The sequence below is a fragment of the Mycobacterium sp. C31M genome, assembly GCF_053345865.1.
In genome coordinates, this window is the sequence record NZ_JBKFAX010000009.1 from 24223 (window position 1) to 44141 (window position 19919).

A 19919-nucleotide genomic window follows, 5' to 3' on the forward strand; every position below is an offset into this window, starting at 1 on the left:
GAACCATTCCTACGGCAACTCCACAAATCGCTATTCGTCCTTGGGGATGACGATCACCGGCGCGTCGGTGCCGGCCAGGATGCGGGATGCGGTGGAGCCCAGGAAGATCCGCTTGGGTGCGGCAAACCGGCTGGAGCCGACGACCAGGATGTCGTCCTCGTCCCAGTTCAGCTTCTTCAACGCGGATTCCAGAGTCATCCCGTCGGCCACCAGCGACTCGATATCCGGTGAATCGGGCAGCGCATGGGCGGCCACACTCAGGTTCTGTTGTGCGGCGCTGACCTGCATGGCCCGCAGTTCCTTGAGATCCTCGGCCTCGGCCAGGTTTTCGGCGGATACCAGCGACACCATCCGGATCGGCAGGCTGGCGGCACTGGCCATGGTGATCGCGAACGGCAGCGGGTTGTCGTCACCGGCTCGGCTGGGCACGGCGGCGGTCACCGAGGCGATGGTCTCGGGCGCATCGTCGGCGTAGCCGCGCGGCGCGAGCGCCACCGGGATGGTCGAACTGTGCAGCAGCGCACTGGACACCGGGCCGATCACATGCCCACCGAAGAAGCCGTCCCGGGCACCGCCGACCACGATCAGGTCCGATTCGTGATCCTCGGCGAACTTCAACAGCTCCTCGGCAAACGACTCACCGACAAGGACACTGGCGCCGACGGACTTGGCGGTGCCGGTCAGCGTGGAGACCGCCTTGGCGATCCACTGCTTACCCTTCTCGATGAGCATCTCCTGGTACTGCGCACGACCGGGATGCCCGTCGGGCAGTTCCTCGCGGACCACCAACACCACGTCGACATCGGCATCGAAGGTGGCCGCCAGCGCGGCGGCCAGCGCGACGCCGTCGTCGCCGGTGGGAGTTGCCAGATAACCGACCGTCAGATGCATTGTGCTGCCTGCGCTTTCGTATCAGTACACATCGGGGACCTTGACCTCGGTATCGGCGTTGAGCGTCTCGCCGCGGAAGAATCGTTTGGTGCCGAAGGCGAAGCAGGCCAACATCAGCGGCACGCCGAGCACCAACATGCCGATGCCGAGCACGAACACACCGCCGATCGGGCCGAAGGCCGTGTAGCCGTAGTCGGGGGCGATCATGTCCTTGGCGCTGATGCCGAATGCGACGGCCATGAAGGTGCCGCCGAGCAGCGGGAAGATACCGCGGAAGAACAGGTTTCGCGCCGAGGTGAACAGCGTGCGGCGGAAGTACCAGACGCAGGCGAACGCGGTGATGCCGTAGTAGAAGGCGACCGCCAGGCCGAGTGAGGCGACCGAGTCGGCGAGGGCGTTCTCCGACAGGAACGTCAGCACCAGGTAGAAGAACAGGGCCATGGCGCCCATCACGATGGTGCCGAAGGCCGGCGTCATGTACTTGGGGTGCACGTTGGCGAACCGCTTGGGCAGCGCCTCGTAGACGGCCATCGACAGCGTGCCGCGCGCGGTGGGCAGGATGGTGGTCTGCGTCGAGGACAGGGCCGATACCGACACCGTGAGCAGCAGCAGCGACGCCAGGATGGGGCCGCCCACCGGTTCGCCCAGCACGGTCAGCACGTCATCGGTGTTGTTCGGGTTGTTCAGGCCGATGCCGACGACGCTGAACCCGGCGAACGACTGCACCGCATAGGCCACCAGCACGTAGGTGCACACCAGGATCAGCGTGGTGATGACGGCGGCGATCCCCGGGGTCTTGCCCGGATTCTTGGTCTCCTCGCCGACGGCCAGGCAGGCGTCCCAGCCCCAGTAGATGAAGACACACAGGATGATGGCCGCGGCGATCGAGGACATGTCCAACCCGGCCGGCCACAACCAGGACAGCTGGGGCGACACGGCCTGGGCGCCTGCGGTTCCGGAGAACACCCGCGTCAATGCCCAGATGCTTGCGATGATCAGCACGCTGAACTGGATGGCGATCAGGACATTCTGCATCCTCTCCGAGACGACCACACCGCGGGCACTGACGAGCGTCATGGCGACGATGAAGAACGAGCCCAGTGCCACCTTGGCGAACAGGTTCTCGGCCAGCGCGTCCTGCCCGAGAAACTTGAACAGGTAGATGGCCGCGATCTCGGCGACGTTGGCGAGCACGATGATCGCCGACACCGCCAGACCCCAGCCGCCTATCCAGCCGATCCACGGACCGAACGCTTTGGTGCCCCAGGTGAAGGTGGTCCCGCAGTCCGGGGTGTCGGCCGACAGCTCCTTGTAGGCGAAGGCCACCAGCAGCATGGGGATGAACGCCAGGACGAACATCGCCGGCGCCTTGTCGCCGACGTTGAGCACGACGTAACCCAGGGTGGCCGCCAGGCTGTAGGCCGGTGCGACCGCAGCCAGTCCGATGACCACATTCCCGACCAGGCCGAGCGCCCCCGCCTGCAGCCCCTTGTCGGTCGTCGCCGGGGCCGGTTGTTCCGCGATTGCCATGGGCAGGAATATACGGTTTTCGTCGTCTTGACGGATCGATACGACGAAAAGGTTTTCATTCGGGTAACAGGACAACGAAATCACTACATGCGGCAGCCTTCGCTGTCGGTCCTAGAATCGGCTCATGACGGTGAGCGCGTGGACCGACGAGTTCGAGGAACTGCGCCCGTACCTGCTGGCCGTCGGGTACCGACTCACCGGAACCTACGCCGACGCCGAGGACATCGTGCAGGATGCGTGGCTGCGGCGACACGGAACCGGCGAACAGATCGTCGACCTGCGGGCCTGGCTGACCACGGTGGTCAGCCGGCTGGGCCTGGACAAACTACGTTCAGCCGCTCACCGGCGGGAGACCTACGTCGGGGAGTGGCTGCCCGAACCGGTGGTGACCGGGCTGGCCGACGACGATCCGCTGGCCGCCGTGGTGGCGGCCGACGACGCCCGGTTCGCGGCCATGGTGGTGCTGGAGCGCCTCACCCCGGAGCAACGCGTCGCATTCGTGCTGCACGACGGTTTCGCGGTGCCGTTCGACGAGATCGCCGAGGTGCTCGGGATCAGTGCCGCGGCAGCCCGCCAGCACGCGTCGCGGGCCCGCCGCGCCGCCGCGTCCGCGCCACCCGCGGTGTCGGCCGACACCCATAACGAGGTGGCCGCTGCGCTGATGGCCGCGCTCGCGGCCGGTGACTTGGAGGCCGTGGTGGCACTGCTGCATCCCGACGTCACCTTCACCGGCGACTCCAACCGCCGCGCTCCTACGGCCGCCCGCGTCATCCACGGCCCGGACAAGGTGGCCCGTTTCCTGTTCGGCCTCGCCCAGCGATACGGGCCGAACTGGTTGGCCGGCAGTCAGCTGGTACTGATCAACGGTGAGCTCGGCACCTACACCCCGGGCGCCCCGGCCGGCGACGGCTACCCGGAACTGATGCCGCGGATCAGCGCGATGACCGTCACCGCCGGCTTGGTCAGTGCGGTGTGGGATATCGCCAACCCCGACAAGTTCACGGCGTCTCCGTTGTCGGATCAGCCCAAGGCACCCGACAGGCGTCCCCGGAGTTGAAGCCCTGCTCGGTGATGCCGAGCGCGGAGTACATCCGGGCCCGCATGTTCTCCACCCCGATCTGATAGGTCAGCTCGATGACACCGTCGTCGCCGAACCGCGCGCGCAGATCGGCGACCTGCTCGTCGGTGACGCTGTGCGGATCGGTGGTCATCGCGTCGGCGTAGCCGATGGCAGCGCGTTCGTCGGCGTCGAACAGCGGGGAGGTCGCGTAGTCGTCGATGTCTTTGAGCCGATCGACGTCCAGACCGTCCAGGCGCTGCAGCATCGAGCCGAAGTCCACACACCAGGAGCAGCCGATGGTGCGGGCGGTCCAGAAGACCGCGAGTTCGCGGACGCTGGCGGGCAGCTTCTTGGAGCCCGACTGCAGCAGCATCTCGTGCACGGCGTTGGCGGTCAGCAGCCGCGGGTGATGCGCGGCGACGGTGAACGGTTCGGGCACCTCGCCGAACTTGCGTTTGGCGAACCGGTACATGAGCCGGGTCAGCAGGCTCGCATCGGCGGGGGCCAGGGGAGAGATTCGTGTTGTCATATCTGTTGGACGAGGAAGCGCGGGAGAATGTGACAGCCGTTCTAGTTGGAACTCGCCACGGGCGGGTAAAGATGAGGCGTGAGTGGAATTCTGCCGAGCCGCGGCTCGGTCTTCGGTGCCCATCTGCGCTCGGCCGCCACCGTCTCGATACAGATCGTCGCGGTGGCCGCCGGGCTCTGGATCTTCTCCTGGGTGGTGGGCGAGGCGTGGGTGATCATCCTGCCCGTCGCGTTGGCGGTGGTGCTGTGCACCGTGCTGTGGCCGCCGGTGCGCTGGCTGCGCAGCAAGGGCATGCCGCCGGCCGCGGCCGCGCTGGAGATATTGCTGGTGGCGATCGGCGTCATCGCGGGTCTGATCGCAGCGGTCGCACCGGCGATTGTCGAGCAGTCCACCGAACTGGCCGAGCAGGCCACTGCGGGTGTGGTGCAGGTGCGCGACTGGCTCGGTGGCCCGCCGCTGAACATCGGTCAGGCACAACTCGATTCGGCCGTGACCGCGATCAACGACCAACTGAACACCAGCAGCGCGCAGATCGCGACCGGGGTGTTCACCGGCGTCGGTGCGGCGACGTCGGCGCTCATCACCGTGTTCACCACCGTCGTGGTGTTGTTCTTCCTGCTCAAGGACGGGCCGCGGTTCATTCCGTGGCTGCACCGCACCGTCGGGAAGCCGGCCGGGCCACATCTGGCCGAGGTCTTGGCGCGTATCTGGGCGACCCTGGGCGGGTTCATCCGCACCCAGGCGCTGGTGAGTTTCGTCGATGCGGTGCTGATCGGGATCGGGCTGGTGATCCTCGGGGTGCCGCTGGCCTACGCGCTGGCCATCATCACCTTCATCGGTGGCTTCGTGCCGATCGTCGGTGCGTTCGTCGCCGGTGGTCTGGCGGTGCTGATCGCGCTGGTGGCCAACGGGCCGATCAACGCGCTGCTGGTGCTGGCGGTCATCCTGGCGGTGCAGCAGTTGGAGGGCAATGTGCTGCAGCCGTGGCTGCAGTCCAAATCGATGAAGCTGCATGCGGTGATCGTGCTGCTCGCCGTGACACTGGGCGCCTCGACGTTCGGTGTGATCGGCGCGTTCCTCGCGGTGCCGGTCGCGGCCGCGGTGGCGGTGATCGTGCGCTACTACGACGAGCAGGTCGCCGAGCAGACGGGGGAGCGGCTGGCCGAACGCGAGCCGGAACCCGTTCCTGAGGCCGAATCTGACGAAGAGTCCAAACCCCAGAGCTGAAGCAGGGCCGAACGTTGGCTTGTGGGCTGAATCGAGGCGACTCTTGGTACAACCCAACGCTCGGCAAGAGCGGAACCGGATCACGCTGCGCTGCGTCTGAACCCACATGGTGTTCCTCGGCTCTGAGGCATTGGCCGCCGGCTCGGTGAACCGCTACCAGCTTCGAACTCACTTCGACCCGATCCACCGCGATGTCTACGCGCCGCGTGGTGCGGTGCTGACACCCGTCGACAGGCGAAGGCGGCCTGGTTGTGGTCGAGAAGGATCGGCATCTGCGCGGGCATGTCGGCAGCAGCGCTGCACGGCTCGAAGTGGATCTTGCGAGGCTTCCCGCCGAGCTCGATCAGCCGAGCCGGACTCACCCGTCAGGCATCGTCATTCACAGGCATCGTCCAGTTACGGCAGGTGCTGGAGCTGGCCGACCGCGGTGCGGAATCTCCCCAGGAGACGCGGCTGCGGCTGGTGTTGGCACAGGCCGGCATGCCGCCATCGCGCACCCAGATCGAGGTCTTCGACCACGGGATCCTCGTCGGACGACTCGATATGGGATGGCCGGAGTGGAAGGTCGGCGTGCAATACGACGGGGGCCAGCACTGGACCGATCCACGGCAGCGGACGTTGGATATCGACCAGGATGCGCGATATCGGGAACTCGGTTGGCGGCTCACCCGGGTGCGCGCCGATCTTGATACGGCCGGCGGGCCCGACGTGTTGCCCGATCTGAAGAAGGTGGCGAGATATCTCGACGATCTCGCCATCTAGTTCAGGCTCGGGAACTGTCACACCGATCGGCGACGGAAATAGGCCGCGATGAACGGGGCCATGGCCAGCACGACACACATCCGTACGATCTGGGCTGCCGCCACGAAGGTGACATCGGAGCCGGTCGAGGCCGCGGTGCCCATCACCGCGTAGATACCGCCCGGCGTCGTCGCCAGGTAGGCATCCAGTGGAGTGGCGTCGGTGGTGACCGCCAGCACCCAGCCCAGCCCGGCGCACGCCACCAGGGTCACGACGATGGTCAGCATCGCCACCGGAACCATCCGGCCGATCGATTTGAGGCTGGCCAATGTGAACTTCAGGCCGACCTGAACTCCGATCGCGAGATACCCCAGCCCGGCGATCACCATGGGTACCTGCGCCGTCGCGAAATACGGCACCAGCGTCAGCGGCGCCGCGAACAGCAAGGGCCCCAACAACGCCGGCGACGGCAGGTGCGCCAGCTTGCCCAGCACCAGCCCGCCGGCGACGGCCAGTGCGACGAACGGCAGATCCACCCGCCAGTCACCGGAGCCGCCGGTGAGATCGCCACCCTGATCCGAGGCGCCGAAGAACACCGTCACCACGACCGGCATGGTGAGCAACACGATCAACAAGCGCAGGTACTGAAGCACCGCGATCACCCGGGAATCGGCACCCAGGTCGTCGGCCATGGCGGTCAAACCGATTGCGCCACCGGCTATCGAGGAGAACACCGCGGTCGCCGGGGTCGCGCCCCGACGGATCAACAGGGTGCCGATCAGCACGCTGAGAATCAGGGTGAAGGCCGAGATGCCCAGCACGATGAACCAGCGCGCGCCCAGCCCGGCCAGCGTCCCCCATTCGATCGACGAACCGACGATCGTGCCCACCACGGCCTGCCCGCCCTGGAACCAGGAGCCGGGCAGCCGCAGCGGGGCACGAACGCGCGCCAGCGCGTAGATGAGCGCGCCGACCAACCCGCCGAACAGCAGCGGGGTGGGCAGCGCGATCAGGATGAAGCCGGCTGACACACCCGCCACGATGACGAGCAGCAGCAGCCAGCGGCCCACGGCGGACGCCATGGGCGCGGCTAACCGGCGACGGCGAAAAGGTCTTTCGCGCTGCCGATCTCATCCAGGCGCCAGGCCACATCCCACAGTCGGTCCGGGTCGTCCAGTCGACCGGCCAGCGTCACGACCTTGGTCCGCAACTCGTCATCGGTCATCGGAGCGGCCGTGCTGCCGGTGGCGTGCTCCACGGTGAGGTCGACGGTCCGGCCGTCGGTCAGGGTGGCGGTCATCCGGCAGGAATCGGCGGCCAATTCGGGGTTCGGGTGTACGGTGACCCGTCCGCGAACACCGGCGATCTCAGGATCCACCGCGGTGTCATCGCTGAACTCTGGCGGACCACCCGCACCGCGCACCAGCCCGACGGCAAAGCAGTGGTACACCGAGAACTTGCTGCGCAGCCCGTCCTCGGGTTCGGTGACGCCCATGACGTCGAGCACGCGCGGATGGACATGCAGGTCAACGGATTCCAGCTCGGCCGATGTGACTCCTGTGCCTCGCAGCCGGCGTCCGGCATCGATTACCGGATGGCTGACGATGCCGCAACTGTACGGCTTGAGGGCGTTGGATTCCACCAGCCAGCGGCAGCCGAGATCGGCCATCGGCGTCCAGTCCACCTCGGCGGCCATCAGCGCCGACATGCCGCGGCGCCCGGCCAGGGGCTCGACCGGACCGGTGAAACCCTGTTCGGCCAGCAGTGCGGCCTCCACACCGGTCGCCGCGGCCCGGCCAACCTGGAACGACTTGGTCATAGATCCCAGCTGTTCGGTGTGTCCAGCAGCCTGGGTCGCGGCGATCGCGATCGCGTTGGCGGTCTGGGCCGCATCGAGCCCCAACACCCGCGCCACCGCGCATGCCGCACCGACGGGACCGGTGGTGGCGGTAACGTGCCAGCCGCGGTCGAAGTGGCTGGGCCACAGGCTGTCTCCCAGCCGGCTCGCCACCTCGACACCGGCCACCACACCGGTCATCAGCGTCTCACCGTCGGCGCCGACGAGTTCGGCGGCGGCCAGTGCGGCGGGCACGATGGGCGCGCCCGGGTGCAGGATGCACGACAGGTAGGTGTCGTCGAAGTCCTCGGCGTGTGCGGTCAGCCCGTTGACCAGCGCAGCCCACGGCGCGGTCAGGGTCTCGGAGCGGCCGAGCACCTGCGCGCCGCCGTGTTGGCCCAGGTCGGCGGCGGCGGCCAGGACCGCCTCGGCGGCCGGGGCGTGCGCCGCTCCGACGGACAGCCCGATCACGTTGGCCGCGGTGCGCCGGGCGGCGACCCGGGCGGACTCCGGGACGTTGGACCAGTTCAATTCTGCGACAAAGGAACTGATCTTCTTGGTCAGGTCGGTGCTCATGCCTGGTTGCCTTTCGTGTCGGCGAGGGTGCGGAACCAGCCCTGGGCGCTGGGAACGGTGGCCACGCCGCGGGCGGCCTCGACGATCTCCTTCTCACGTCCGGGCAACGTGCGTTCCACCAGTGCGAGCACCTTGCGGTCGAGTTGATCGTCGGTCAGCGGCACCTCGAGGCTGCCGCGGGCATCACGCACGGTGACCTCCTCGGTGGCGCCGTCGGCGAGGGTTGCGGTGAGAAACGCTGTCGCCCTGGCCACGTCGGGATCAGGGTGCAGCGCCACCTTGGACCGCATCTGGACCAGCGGTGCCGAGCGCACGTTGGGGTCCTCGTACGATTTCAGATCGACCGGTCCCTGCAGCACACCGCTGGCGACCCCGTGGATGGTGGAGAACCGCGCCGCCAGCCCGTCGGACGGGTCGGGGTTACCGGTCAGCTCGACCACCAGCGGGTGGCAGCGCACGTCCACCCGCGTGACCTCGCGGCCACCGATCAGCTGGTGCAGTTCCTCGGCGGCCTCGATCGCCGGATGGCTGACGATGCCGCACGGATACGGCTTGTAGGTGTTGTCGAGCAGTTCCCAGCGTGTTCCCCAGTCGTCGAGCAGCTTGGACTCGTCGAGTTCTGGTGCCAGCACCCGGAAATAGCCGCGCGGGCCGTCCAGCGCAGTGGGGGAGGCGGTCAGGCCGTGTGCGGCGACGGTGGCCGCCACCAGTCCGTTGGCCGCCGCCTTGCCGGGGTGCAGCGGCTTGTTCATGGTGCCGAACCCCTCGCGGTGACCGATCGCCATGCTCGACGCCACACCGATGGCGCGGCCGGTGGTTTCGGCGTCCAGTCCCATCAACATGGCGGCGGCCATCGCCGCACCGATCGGGCCCACGGTGCCGGTGATGTGCCAGCCCGCGTCATAGTGCGACGGCGACATCGCGACCGCCACCCGCAGCTGCAGTTCGATGCCGACGGCGAAGGCGCGCAGCAATTCGTCGCCGGTGCGGTCGTGGCACCAACTGGCGCCGAGTGCGGCGCCCAGGGTGGCCGCGCCGGGGTGGACGACGGTGGCCAGATGCGTGTCGTCGAAATCGTCGAGATGCGCGGCAAATCCGGTGAGCAGTGCCGCCGATGGTGCATCGAAGGTATCCGAGCGGCCGGGAACGGGAACGTCTCCGGGCGCACCGGATCGGCGCATCCCCGCGGCCACGATGTCGGTCTCCGGGGTGGCGGCGGCACCGATGGTGGTGCCGACGACATTGAGCAGGCTGCGCACGGCTTCGGCCTGAACCTCGCCCTCGACCCGGTCGGCGACCGCCAGCGCCTGGGCGGCCAAATCGGTCAGATCGATCATCAAACGTCCTTTGCTGTCGGTGCGTTGTCGAAGAGTGCGGGCAGGTCTGCCCAGCGGGCGTTCAGTACGTCCTCGGCGCGGTCGCCCGCGCAGTTGCGTACCTTCTGCGCCAATTGATCTCGGGTCACCGGTCGCCCCGGTGCACCCGGCGGGATGTCGATCTCACCGGACCGGGTGGTGCCGTCGACGGTGGTCAGTTGCACCCGCACGGTGTCCTCCAGCAGGCCGTTGCCGCCGGGGGAGAGGTGGACCTGCACACTGCGGGTCAACCGGGCGACCTCGGGCCGGTGCACGGATTCGTCGGAGAAGCTGTCGAATCCGGCGAATCCGTCGGTGACACCCACGGCCAGCGCATGCTCCAGGCAGAACTTGGCCTCCAGCCCCGAGATGGGACGGTGATGCACCAGCGGTTGTACCGCGGACTCGGTGAGCCAGATGTCGATGCGCTCGACATCGGCGGAGGCCAGCCCGGCGGCGGTCTCGGCGGCGCAGGCGATGGGCCGTTGCAGCGCATAACAACACGGGTAGACCTTGACGGCGAGCCCACCGGGCACCATCTGGGCGTCCTCCAGCGCCAGATCGAAGGGCGGCTCGGACACCAGGTTCAGCCAGGCATCGATCACCCGCAGGTCCGCGCCCGCACCGGCGGCGGCCAGGGTGGCGGCGCGGATCCCTGCATCGACGGCCAGGCCCACCTGGATGGACTTGGCGTCACTGCCGAAGGCCCGTTGCACACCACCGGCGCTGGAGACCGCGAGGGCCATGGCGGTGGCCAGCCGGTCGGCGTCCAGTCCCATCGCGGTGCCCGCCACGGCGGCGGCCGCGACGGGGGCGGTGGTGGAGGTGGCATGCCAGCCCCGTGCGTAGTGCGACCAGCCGAGTGCGGTGCCCAGGCGGGCCATCACGCCGGCACCGGCCAGGTACGCCCGGGCATCACCGCCGGTCGCGGCGGCCGCCGGAACACACACCGTGCTGATGTGGGTGGTGGACGGCAGATGCAGGTCGTCATAGTCCACGACGTGTGCCTGGGCGGCCCAGCGGGCACCGGTGGGCAATCGGGCCACCAGTCTGGTCACCGGGTGATCGGCACCGGCGATCGCGACCGCCACGGTGTCGATCAATGCGGTCTGTGCCAGGTCGTGGTCGGCGGCTGTCGGCACCGCGTCGACGGCCCACTGCGCCAATGACACTGCGGCACTGTGCACGTCGGCCGACATCTCCAGGGTCATCGGCCGGCCCGCGCGTACACATCGGCGGACAGCATCGCGGTCACCTCGGTGATATCGGCACAGGTCTCCAGCGACCACAGGGTGTCCATCAGCCGGGCGGTGGCCTCGGCCCCCAACACCGGCTCCATCAGATCCACTGCCTTGGCGGTGATCTCGGCATCGCTCATCGGGTCGTCGACGGTGCCGCGAACGGCGCCGACGTAGCGCTGCCGGACCCGGCCGTCCTTGAGGGTGACGGTCACGTCGGCGGTACGCACACCGGCCTTGTCTGGGTCGGCGACGAGTTCGGTGACCGCACGCAGCGACGTGATCACCGGGTCGGACATCCGTGCGTCGTCGTGGGCCATGGCGAAGGTGAACGCACGATCCACCAGGGTGCCCGCCACCAGGTACTGGCAGCAGATATCGGGCATCGACCGGTTGTCCACCACGCGGCACAGGTCGTGCGGCAACACGATTCGGATGGCTGCCACCTCGGCCGGATCGATCGGTTCCTCTTCACTCAGCTCGAGCACGGCCTGGACTGCGGCCTGTGCCGGGGACCCGACCGCGAACTTCTTGATGTTGGTGTGCATGATCTCGTAGCGCTCACCCAGGCCGTCTGCCAGCTCGTCACGCCGGACATCGGTGGACAGCGCGTCCAGGAAGTTGGGTACCGCGCTGAACACGTCGGCCACGCCATCACAGCCCGACGCCACCATCGCCGCCGCCCGCACCCCGTTGGATGCGGGCATTCCCGCGAACACGAAGGCCTTCTCGACGTGATTGGGATCGCGAACCCAACTGGTCACACCCGCGGCGCTCTGCGCAGCGTACGACAGGGCGTGCCGTGCCTGTTCCTCGTCGAGGCCGTACAACACCGCAGCGCCGGCGGCGGCACCGAACAGGCCGCAGTAGGCGTGTGTGCTGCGGCCGCTGGATTCGGTGTTCAACACCGGCTTTCCGAGACCGAGTACGACCCGGGTCCCGACGTCGTACCCGGCGGCGACGGCCCGCAGGACCTGCTCACCGGTGCTGTGTTGCAGGTCGCCGACCGCCAGGACCGCAGGCACCACACCGCAGCCCGGATGACTGATGGACCGGGCGTGCGAGTCGTCGGTCTCGTCGGCGTGTGCCGACATCCCGTTGGCCAGTGCGGCGTTGACCGGGTCGGTCCGGCCGCCGCCGACGAGCACGCTGGCGCCGTCGGCGGCGGATCCCACATAGGCCAGACCGCGTTCTCCGGGCGGGAGTTTCGCACCCGACACCATCGCGGCGATGGTGTCGATGATGTGGTGTTTGGTCTTGTGGCTCACCTCCAGCGGCAGTGCCGTCCCCGCGGCGGAGCTCAGATGTTCGGCGAGCCGGCGCGTCTGCGCGCTGATCTCGGCAACCATGATGGTTCCTTTCTGCAAAAGTGTTGTGACGCAGGATCCTTGTGTCACATATAGGCGCCACCGTTGACGGACAGGACCTGCCCGGTGACATAACCGGCGTCCGGTCCGCAAAGGAATGACACGGCACCGGCGACGTCCTCGACGGTCCCGATCCGCCCGACCGGGTTACCCGACGTGCTGAGGTGCTGGTAATGCTGTTCGGCGACAACCGAATCGCCCAGACCAGGCCTGCGCTGGGTATCGATGTGCCCGGGCGAGATGGCATTCACCGTGACACCGGACCCATCCGCCTCGTGCGCACAGGCCTTGGTCAGACCGATGAGCCCGGACTTGGCCGATACCACCGGAGTTCGCCCCGAAGCCCCGGACTGCCCTGACATGCCCGCGACGTTGACGATGCGTCCCCAACCCCGATCCCGCATCCGCGGCAGTACCGCCCGGGTGGTGAGGAAGGCGCCGGTGAGAACGGTCGACAACACCGCGTCCCAGTTCTGCACCGTCATCGTCTCGATGGGCCCGTGTGCCCGGATACCGGCATTGTTGATCACGGCATCCACGCCGCCCCAGTTACTTTCGACCTCGGCGACCAGTCGGGAGACATCTGCTTCGGCGCCGATGTCGCCGGCGAACCAGCGGACCGACTCCGGCGCGTCCAGACTGTCGGCGGCTGCTGCCACCGCGTCGGCGTCACGCGCGGTGAGGCAGACGTTCCAGCCGTCGTGAAGTAGGCGGCGGGAGATGGCCAACCCGATATTGCGGCTGGCCCCCGTCACGATTGCGGCCCGCACCGGGCCTCCTCTCTAGTTGTGTTGGTCCACAGGTTCTTTGACGGCTTCGCGGTCACGGCGCTTGCTTCGGAGGTTGGAGAAGGCCATGAACGCCAGCGCCGCCACCAGCAGTGCCCACAGGATGTTGACCACCACGGAGCCGAAGAAGTAACCCGGGCCGTCGGCAAGCTGCAGGCTGCGCAGCAGATACTCCTCGGCCAGCGGCCCCAGGATGATCCCCAGAATGAGCGGGATCACCGGATAGCCGTTGAGCCGCAACAGCAGTCCCAGAACACCGAAGAACAGGGCCAGGCCGACATCGAAGATCGAGTTACGGATCGCGTAGACGCCGACCATCGACATGAACAGCACCGTCGGCACCAGGAAGGACAGCGGCACCTTGGTGACGGAGGCCAGCGGGCCGGCCAGCAGCACGCCCAGCGGCAGGATCAGGATGCTGGCCGCGATAAGGGCCAGCGCCACGGCATACACCTCACCGCTGTTCTCCTGCAGCACCCGCGGACCGGGCTGGATGCCCTGCAGGTAGAACGCTGCCAGCACGACGGCCATGGTCGCGCTGCCGGGTATGCCGAGGGTGAACGTGGGGATCAGGCTGGCGCTGGCGACGGCATTGTCACAGGCCTCCGAGGCGATGATGCCCTTGTGGCTGCCCTTGCCGAACTCCTCGGGAGTCTTGGAGCGGCGCTTCTCGAAGGAGTAGCTGATGAAGTTCGCCACGGCCGCACCGAGTCCCGGGATGATGCCGAGCACGATGCCGACGGTGCTGGCGCGTCCCACGGCGCCCGGTTGCTTCAGCGTCGCCTTGACACCGTCGATCGCATCGCGGGTCTCCTTGCGCAATCCACCGGAGGTGACGGTCTGTTCCTTCTGGCGCTGCGCCATCAACTTCGAGCCCACCAGCATCAGCATCTCGGTGATGGCGAAGACGCCGATGAGGGCGGCCAGGAACGGAACACCGTCATAGAGCTGCAATTCGCCGAAGGTGAACCGTGTTTCGGCGGTGGAGGGGCTGACCCCGACGACGGCGATGAGCAGGCCGAGCAGGCCCACCATCAGGCCCTTGCGGGCCGATCCGCCCATCAGCGAGGACGCCACCACCAGACCCAGCACGATGATGGCGAACATCTCTCGGGCACCGAATTTCAGGGACAGTGCGCCGAGCGGCTGCAGCAGGAAGAGCACCACGAAACCGCTGATCACCCCGCCCAGCACCGAGGCCATCCGGGCGATGCCGATGGCCAGGCCGGCCTGGCCCTTCTTGGCCAGCGGATAACCGTCCAGCGCCGTGACGGCAGACCCGGCCTCGCCGGGCACGTTGAACAGGATCGCGGGCACGGCGCCGCCGAATTGTGCTCCGGCGTAGATGCTCACGATGAGTACCAGGGAGTTCTCCAGCGGCAGCGTGATGGCGAACGGCAGCAGCAGTGCCGCGGTGTTGGAGGTACTCAGGCCAGGCAGGACCCCGACGATGAAACCGACGGAGACGCCGACGACGAGCCACATCAGCGGTGCCGGTTGCATGAGCAGCGACAGACCTGCGGTGATGTTGTCCAGCATCAGAAACCTCGGGCCAGTGGTAGGGGGACACCGATCAGCATCGAGAACAGCACGTACCCGATGGCGATGACGACGACGGGATAAACGATGAGCGGCAACGGCTTTCGGATACCCATGATCCACAGACCGCCGATCAGCATGATTGCGGCGGCCGGATAGAAGCCGATCGGGTTCACCAGCCAGACCGTGACCGCGACCAGGGCCGCGAAGGCCACCACACGCCAGGCGACCAGGCGTCCGTATTCGGCATCGGGCTCCTCGTCACCGGTGTGCTCACGCAGGTCGGCGACGATGTTCCAGAGTCCGACGGCGATCAACAGCGCGGCCAGTGCCCGGGGGTAGCCCTTGTCGGCAGGGTTGAGATCGACCGACAGCATCCAGGTCAGACCGCCGACCAGGACCGCGATCAGGCCGGGCGCTGCGACCAGGGCCTTGCCGGCCGCAGCGTTGGGCGCCTGGGGCGCCGCCGCGGGCTCAGCCGGCGAAGGCATTCGGGTTCGCCTGCAGGAGTTCTTCGATCTCGGTCTGCGACTGCTGCGCCAGATCCTCGAGTTCTTCCGGCGTCAGGTAGGACACCTTGGACTGCTCGCCCAGCTTCTCCAGTGTCGCGAGGTACTCCTCGTTCTCCAGGGAGGCCTTCAATCCGTCGACCAGAGCCTGGTAGCGCTCGGGGTTGTTGTCCCGGCATTCGGTGGAGGCGAACATCACGTAGTTGGAGGCATTGGCGGGCAGGTCGACGCCAAGGGCCTCGTTGATCGGTGGGGCGTCGTTGGTGACCTCGGGCCACTTGTTCTCGGGCTGACTCACGGCGATGACACGCGAATCATCGGCAATGGCAAGGCTGTTGAACACGCCGGCGTGGGTGGCGTCCACCTCACCGCTGATCAGGGCGGTACGGGACGGGCCGCCACCGTCGTAGCCGATGATGTTGAGGTCGATGTCGAGATCGCGCTCCATCTGCAGTAGCGCGATGTAGTTGTTGCTCTGCAGATCCGAGACGCTGATCTTGATCTGGCCGGGACGGGCCTTGGCGTCGTCGACGAATTCCTGCACGTTCTGCCACGGAGCGTCGTTGCGGACCCGGATCACACCGGGTTCGATGCTGATGCCGCCGATCGGCGCGAAACTGGCCAGGTCGTAGTCGACGTCCTGGGTCATGTACGAGAACATCAGGTGCGGGATGCCGTGCGTGACGATGCTGGAGCAGTCTGCGCCGTTGGTCAGCATGGTCTGGGCGCCGATCGCGTACCCACCACCTTCGCGGTTCTCGACGACGGCGGTGGTTCCCAGCTCCTTGGCGAAGACGGGCTCCAATTGCCGTGTGGTGGTGTCGAAACCGCCGCCGGGCGCGCTCGAGACGATCCAGCGGATCTGGGTGCCCGCGAAATCGGTGCCGGCCTCGTCCGAGGCGCATCCGGACAATGTGAGGGCGACGGTCGCGGCGCCGGCGAACATCATGCGGGTGGTGTGACGTGTCATGGGTTTTCCGATCGTCTGTGATCTGAGTCATTGATCAGCATATGGCCGTACATTTGTAAGTCAAGTCCTCTGGCGAGATTTACTTGATTTCGTAACACTGCTGGTCAGGGCCAATAAATTGGGCGACGCACAGCACTGTCGGAGGTCACCAATTGGTACGGCCATAGTGGCGGACATCGTCACGGTCGCACAGAACCCCGCGCGGGCGGATTCGTCCCGGAGATGATCCGTGGCGAATTTTTCCCGTAGGGCGGGATGGTTATCCGTATAGCGGGAAGACTATGCCCGCGTGGAGAGGTGTGTCAACCGTCACTGCATGCCGAGAGACGACTGATTTGCCGTGCCGGGCGGCAGAAAGCCCAACTCGGCCGAGATATCCGCGGCGGCCGCCAGGATGGTGGGCAGGGCGCGGTACATCCAGTCCTCGGTCACCCGGATGGCGGGCCCGGTGACGCTCATGGCCGCGATGACGGCTCCGGTGTAGTCCCACAGCGGCACCGCGATCGACCGGATCCCGGCCACCCGCTCCTCGAACGAGAAGGTGTAGCCCTTCTGTCGCACCAGTTCGATCTGCCGGATCAGCTCGTCGCGGGTCACCACGGTGCTGTCGGTGATGCTCTCGAACGGCCCACTGAGCACCGCGGCGATGGTCTGTTCGTCGGAATAGGCCAGCAACAGCCGGCTCGGAGCACCCTGGTGCAGCGGGATGGACTGTCCCCATTCGGTGTAGGTCCGTCGCAGCGGTTGGGTGCTCTCCACCTGGTCGATCACGAAGCGTCCGCCGCCCTTGACCACGTGCAGGCCGACAGTTTCTCCGGTGGCGTCGCGCAGCCGGGTCATCACCGGGCGGGCCACCGCGGTCAGGTTGCCGGTATCGCGAGCGGCCGCCGCAAGCTGCAGGATCCGCGGTCCCAGGGCGTAGTTGGGGCCGACCTTGGTCACGAGTCCGTGGGTGCTCAGTGCCGCCAACACCCGGTGGGCGGTACTGGTGCTCAGCCCGGTGGCCCGTGCGACGTCACTGACGCCCAACCGCAACTGACCGCGGGTGAAGACATCCAGCACGGCCACCGCACGGTCGACCGCGGCGATCCCGCTCTGCGGGGCGAACAGGGAATCGTTGGATTCGCCCTGGTTCTCGTCTGCGTCCGGCACCGGAGTCCCCTCGGTCACGTGCGCGCGCGGCGCAGGCTGGATCGGTAGCTGTAGAGCGAGTTCACGAACCTGGACACCGCGAGTTCCACTGCCTCCCCGCTGATCGTTCGGTACATCCGGTCGATGCGCAGCATCGGCTCGCCGGGTTCGCAGTCGGTCGCGGCCGCCACCCTGGCGTCGGCCGACGCGACCGTGATGGTCTGGTCGGCGCCACCGATCGGCTCCTCCAAGACCGGATCGAGCAGCCCGATGATGGTGCGCGCGCTGCGCGCACCCCGTTGCACCTCGGGTGCGTCGGCGATCAGCGCTCCGACTTCGGTCGGCAGGTAGACGTCGGTGACGCAGAACGGCACGCCCAGGTGCAGCCGGCGGAACGACACCGTGGTGACGGCGTCATGGGCCAGGCCTAGGCGGCCGGCAGCCTCGATGTCGATGCGGCGGGCCAGCGGAGTCAGCACTTCCATCTCGGTGTCCACCGACAGGCTCATGAGATCCTCTACCGTGCCGAAGCGACGCAGGTACTGCGAACCGCCGCCGGCGGCGAACGAGCCGCGTCCCGGGGTGCGGGTGACCAGACCGTCGGATACCAGCTCCTGGTAGGCCCGGCGCACGGTCTGGCGACTGACGCCGTGCTGTTCGGCCAGTTCGGCCTCGGTGGGCAGGCGAACTTCGGCATCACGGGAGCGCAGGATCGTCTGGCGCAGCGACTCGGCGATGCGCTGATACGCCGGTCCGGTGCTCTGCTCCACCGTCATGCGGCCTCCCTTCGCGTCGCGCCGATCCGCATATGTACGCAAACATGCCGCCAAATGTCAATGTGCGCGCCTCGGCGCGTCACACCCTGTTATGCCAGCCAGAGCGGCACTCGGCGGTGCGCTCGTCACCGCTCACGGTACCGGAGCCGGGGGCATGGGTGATGATTTGTGCGTACATTTGTGGCGGGTCGCCGCCCGGCTCAGCGCTCCGCGGTGGCCAGGATCCGCCGGGCGCGTTCGACGACGGGAAGATCGACCATCCGGCCGTCGAGCGCCACGGCCGAGCCGTCGGAGGACTCAGCGGCAGCGACCACCTCGGTGGCCCACACGATCTCGGAATCGGTGGGGGCCGCCGCCCGGTGCACCGCGGCCACCTGGGCCGGGTGGATGCACAGTTTGGCGGTCATGCCCAGGCTGCGGGCGTACCGGAAATCGTCGACCACCGGCTCGGGATCGGTGAAGGTGGTGGTCACGCCGTCGATCGGCGGGGCAAGCCCGGCGGCCGCCGACGCCAGCACCAACAGGCTGCGGTGCAGCAGCAGTGCGTCGCGGTTCTCCGGATCGACACCGAGTTCGTTGCCCAGGTCGATACTGCCGAACGCCACCCGGGCCACGCCCGGCGCCGCGCAGAGCGCCGCCGCCCCCGCGATCCCGGCCGCCGTCTCGATCAGCGGCACCACCGGTGCGCCCGGTGCCGCGGCGGTGATCCGCTCGATCTGCTCGGCCGTTTCCGACTTGGCCGGCATCACCGGTACCCGGTATTGCGCGATGAGCGCGAGATCGTCGTCATACCAGGGAGTCTGGGCGGCGTTGATCCGTACCATCGCGGTGTTGCCCGCGGCCAGCCAGGACGCGGTCTGCTCGCGGGCGGTGACCTTGTCGTCGGCGCAGACCGCATCCTCGAGGTCGATGATCACGATATCGGGCTGTGCGGCAACGGCTTTGTCGAACCGTCGCGGCCGATTACCTGGCACGAACAGCAGTGAGCGGGCGGTGCGGACGGTCATAGATAACCGGCCGTGGCGGTGGCGTGCACGGTGCCGGCACCGGAGATGACCGACAGTTCCGCGGTGTCGCCGCCGGCGGCCGGGGTGCCCTGCGCCCGGATCGGGTCGCCGACGAACACCGGCTTGGACAGCCGGAAATCGAAGGACTGCAACGGTCGATCACTTTGTGTGCGGGCGAGTTCGGACATGTACAGCGCCAGCAACGGACCGTGCACCACCAGGCCTGGAAAGCCTTCGACGGTAGTGGTGTACTGCTGGTCGTAATGGATGCGGTGCGCATTCGCGGTGAGCGCGCTGAACCGGAAGAGCAGGGCCGGATGGGTCTTCGGTTCGGAGACCCACGGCGTGCGGGGTGCCTCAAGTGGATCGTCGACCTTGACGAACGGGGTCGCCGCTCCGGAATCGCTGCGGTACACCAGGTCCTGTTCTTCGGTCATGTGCACCCGGTCGTCCTGGCTGAACTCGTTGCGCACCGTGACGAACAGCAGTTCGCCGGTCTTACCCTGCTTGACCTTGGTGGTCACCACCTCTGATCGGCGGGTGGCCGACTGCCCCAGCCGCATGGGCTCGTGGATCTGCAGCCGCGCGCCGGCGAACATCCGGCGGCGGTGGGGGATCGGTGGCAGGAAGTGCCCGTCGCGCGGATGCCCATCAGCACCGAGGTCCGCGGTGGGCGGGAACTCGGTGAAGTAGAACCAGTGCCACATCGGCGGCAGCGGATCACCATCGGCGACGGTGATGTCCAGGTCCAGTGTCACCGCGAACCGTGCGGCGATGTCGGCATCAACAACCTCCGTGCTGGACAGCGGGGTCGGATTCCAGTCCTGGATGTACCGGTCGAGGGACAT

Annotated in this window: 18 protein-coding genes and 1 pseudogene; 3 read left to right on the plus strand and 16 right to left on the minus strand. The window is 67.5% G+C overall.

Translation table 11 applies throughout. The features are described from left to right. Positions 1-30: 30 nt before the first annotated feature. Both ACLBYA_RS14890 and ACLBYA_RS14895 read right to left on the minus strand, forming a co-directional pair. The gene (locus ACLBYA_RS14890; RefSeq protein ID WP_447710189.1) at positions 31-891 is read right to left on the minus strand and encodes a universal stress protein; all 861 of its coding nucleotides are present in this window, start codon (positions 889-891) and stop codon (positions 31-33) included. Positions 892-912: 21 nt separating this feature from the next. Continuing rightward, positions 913-2421 carry an APC family permease gene (locus tag ACLBYA_RS14895; protein ID WP_447710190.1) on the minus strand — a complete coding sequence of 503 codons (1509 nt, stop codon included), beginning with the start codon at positions 2419-2421 and terminating at the stop codon, positions 913-915. Between the two features lie 124 nt (positions 2422-2545). On the opposite strand from ACLBYA_RS14895, the gene sigJ reads away from it, so the two are divergent. Beyond that, on the plus strand, positions 2546-3478 hold the full coding sequence (gene sigJ, locus ACLBYA_RS14900; protein WP_447710191.1) for an RNA polymerase sigma factor SigJ: 933 nt from the start codon (positions 2546-2548) through the stop codon (positions 3476-3478). Here sigJ and ACLBYA_RS14905 read toward each other — a convergent pair. Further along, positions 3420-4025: pseudogene (locus ACLBYA_RS14905) on the minus strand (carboxymuconolactone decarboxylase family protein); the annotation flags it as partial. The gene sigJ and the pseudogene ACLBYA_RS14905 sit on opposite strands and share 59 nt — an antisense overlap. Positions 4026-4088: 63 nt before the next feature. Here ACLBYA_RS14905 and ACLBYA_RS14910 point away from each other — a divergent pair. Both ACLBYA_RS14910 and ACLBYA_RS14915 read left to right on the plus strand, forming a co-directional pair. Continuing rightward, the gene (locus ACLBYA_RS14910) at positions 4089-5237 is read left to right on the plus strand and encodes an AI-2E family transporter (RefSeq protein WP_447710192.1); all 1149 of its coding nucleotides are present in this window, start codon (positions 4089-4091) and stop codon (positions 5235-5237) included. Positions 5238-5519: 282 nt separating this feature from the next. Then, a complete protein-coding gene (locus ACLBYA_RS14915; protein WP_447710193.1) occupies positions 5520-5999 on the plus strand; it encodes a hypothetical protein in 480 nt (159 codons plus the stop codon). 17 nt (positions 6000-6016) lie between these two features. Here ACLBYA_RS14915 and ACLBYA_RS14920 read toward each other — a convergent pair whose 3' ends face one another. The 13 genes from ACLBYA_RS14920 to ACLBYA_RS14980 all read right to left on the minus strand — a co-directional run bounded on the left by ACLBYA_RS14920 (position 6017) and on the right by ACLBYA_RS14980 (position 19919). Next, the gene (locus tag ACLBYA_RS14920) at positions 6017-7060 is read right to left on the minus strand and encodes an AbrB family transcriptional regulator (protein ID WP_447710194.1); all 1044 of its coding nucleotides are present in this window, start codon (positions 7058-7060) and stop codon (positions 6017-6019) included. A gap of 8 nt (positions 7061-7068) precedes the next feature. Then, positions 7069-8391, minus strand: coding sequence for an MmgE/PrpD family protein (locus tag ACLBYA_RS14925; RefSeq protein ID WP_447710195.1), 1323 nt, complete (start codon positions 8389-8391; stop codon positions 7069-7071). Continuing rightward, entirely contained in the window at positions 8388-9728 is a 1341-nt protein-coding gene (locus ACLBYA_RS14930) for an MmgE/PrpD family protein (protein ID WP_447710196.1), read from the minus strand. Before ACLBYA_RS14930 ends, ACLBYA_RS14925 begins: the two co-directional genes overlap by 4 nt. Then, complete coding sequence (locus ACLBYA_RS14935) at positions 9728-10957, minus strand: MmgE/PrpD family protein (protein WP_447710197.1); 1230 nt, start codon at positions 10955-10957, stop codon at positions 9728-9730. Before ACLBYA_RS14935 ends, ACLBYA_RS14930 begins: the two co-directional genes overlap by 1 nt. Further along, positions 10954-12333 (minus strand): MmgE/PrpD family protein, encoded by a 1380-nt coding sequence (locus ACLBYA_RS14940; RefSeq protein ID WP_447710198.1) that lies wholly within the window; start codon positions 12331-12333, stop codon positions 10954-10956. Before ACLBYA_RS14940 ends, ACLBYA_RS14935 begins: the two co-directional genes overlap by 4 nt. A gap of 44 nt (positions 12334-12377) precedes the next feature. After that, positions 12378-13121 (minus strand): SDR family NAD(P)-dependent oxidoreductase, encoded by a 744-nt coding sequence (locus tag ACLBYA_RS14945; RefSeq protein WP_447710199.1) that lies wholly within the window; start codon positions 13119-13121, stop codon positions 12378-12380. A gap of 12 nt (positions 13122-13133) precedes the next feature. Continuing rightward, positions 13134-14678, minus strand: a complete 1545-nt coding sequence (locus ACLBYA_RS14950) for a tripartite tricarboxylate transporter permease (RefSeq protein ID WP_447710200.1) — start codon at positions 14676-14678, stop codon at positions 13134-13136. Then, a complete protein-coding gene (locus tag ACLBYA_RS14955) occupies positions 14678-15169 on the minus strand; it encodes a tripartite tricarboxylate transporter TctB family protein (protein ID WP_447710201.1) in 492 nt (163 codons plus the stop codon). Before ACLBYA_RS14955 ends, ACLBYA_RS14950 begins: the two co-directional genes overlap by 1 nt. Next, positions 15153-16157, minus strand: a complete 1005-nt coding sequence (locus ACLBYA_RS14960; protein ID WP_447710202.1) for a Bug family tripartite tricarboxylate transporter substrate binding protein — start codon at positions 16155-16157, stop codon at positions 15153-15155. The genes ACLBYA_RS14955 and ACLBYA_RS14960 overlap by 17 nt, the downstream gene beginning before the upstream one ends. A 309-nt stretch (positions 16158-16466) precedes the next feature. After that, the gene (locus ACLBYA_RS14965; protein ID WP_447710203.1) at positions 16467-17309 is read right to left on the minus strand and encodes an IclR family transcriptional regulator; all 843 of its coding nucleotides are present in this window, start codon (positions 17307-17309) and stop codon (positions 16467-16469) included. 14 nt (positions 17310-17323) lie between these two features. Continuing rightward, on the minus strand, positions 17324-18064 hold the full coding sequence (locus ACLBYA_RS14970; protein ID WP_447710204.1) for a GntR family transcriptional regulator: 741 nt from the start codon (positions 18062-18064) through the stop codon (positions 17324-17326). A 200-nt stretch (positions 18065-18264) separates the two neighbouring features. Beyond that, entirely contained in the window at positions 18265-19071 is an 807-nt protein-coding gene (locus tag ACLBYA_RS14975; protein WP_447710205.1) for an HpcH/HpaI aldolase/citrate lyase family protein, read from the minus strand. Beyond that, positions 19068-19919 (minus strand): FAS1-like dehydratase domain-containing protein, encoded by an 852-nt coding sequence (locus ACLBYA_RS14980; protein WP_447710206.1) that lies wholly within the window; start codon positions 19917-19919, stop codon positions 19068-19070. Before ACLBYA_RS14980 ends, ACLBYA_RS14975 begins: the two co-directional genes overlap by 4 nt.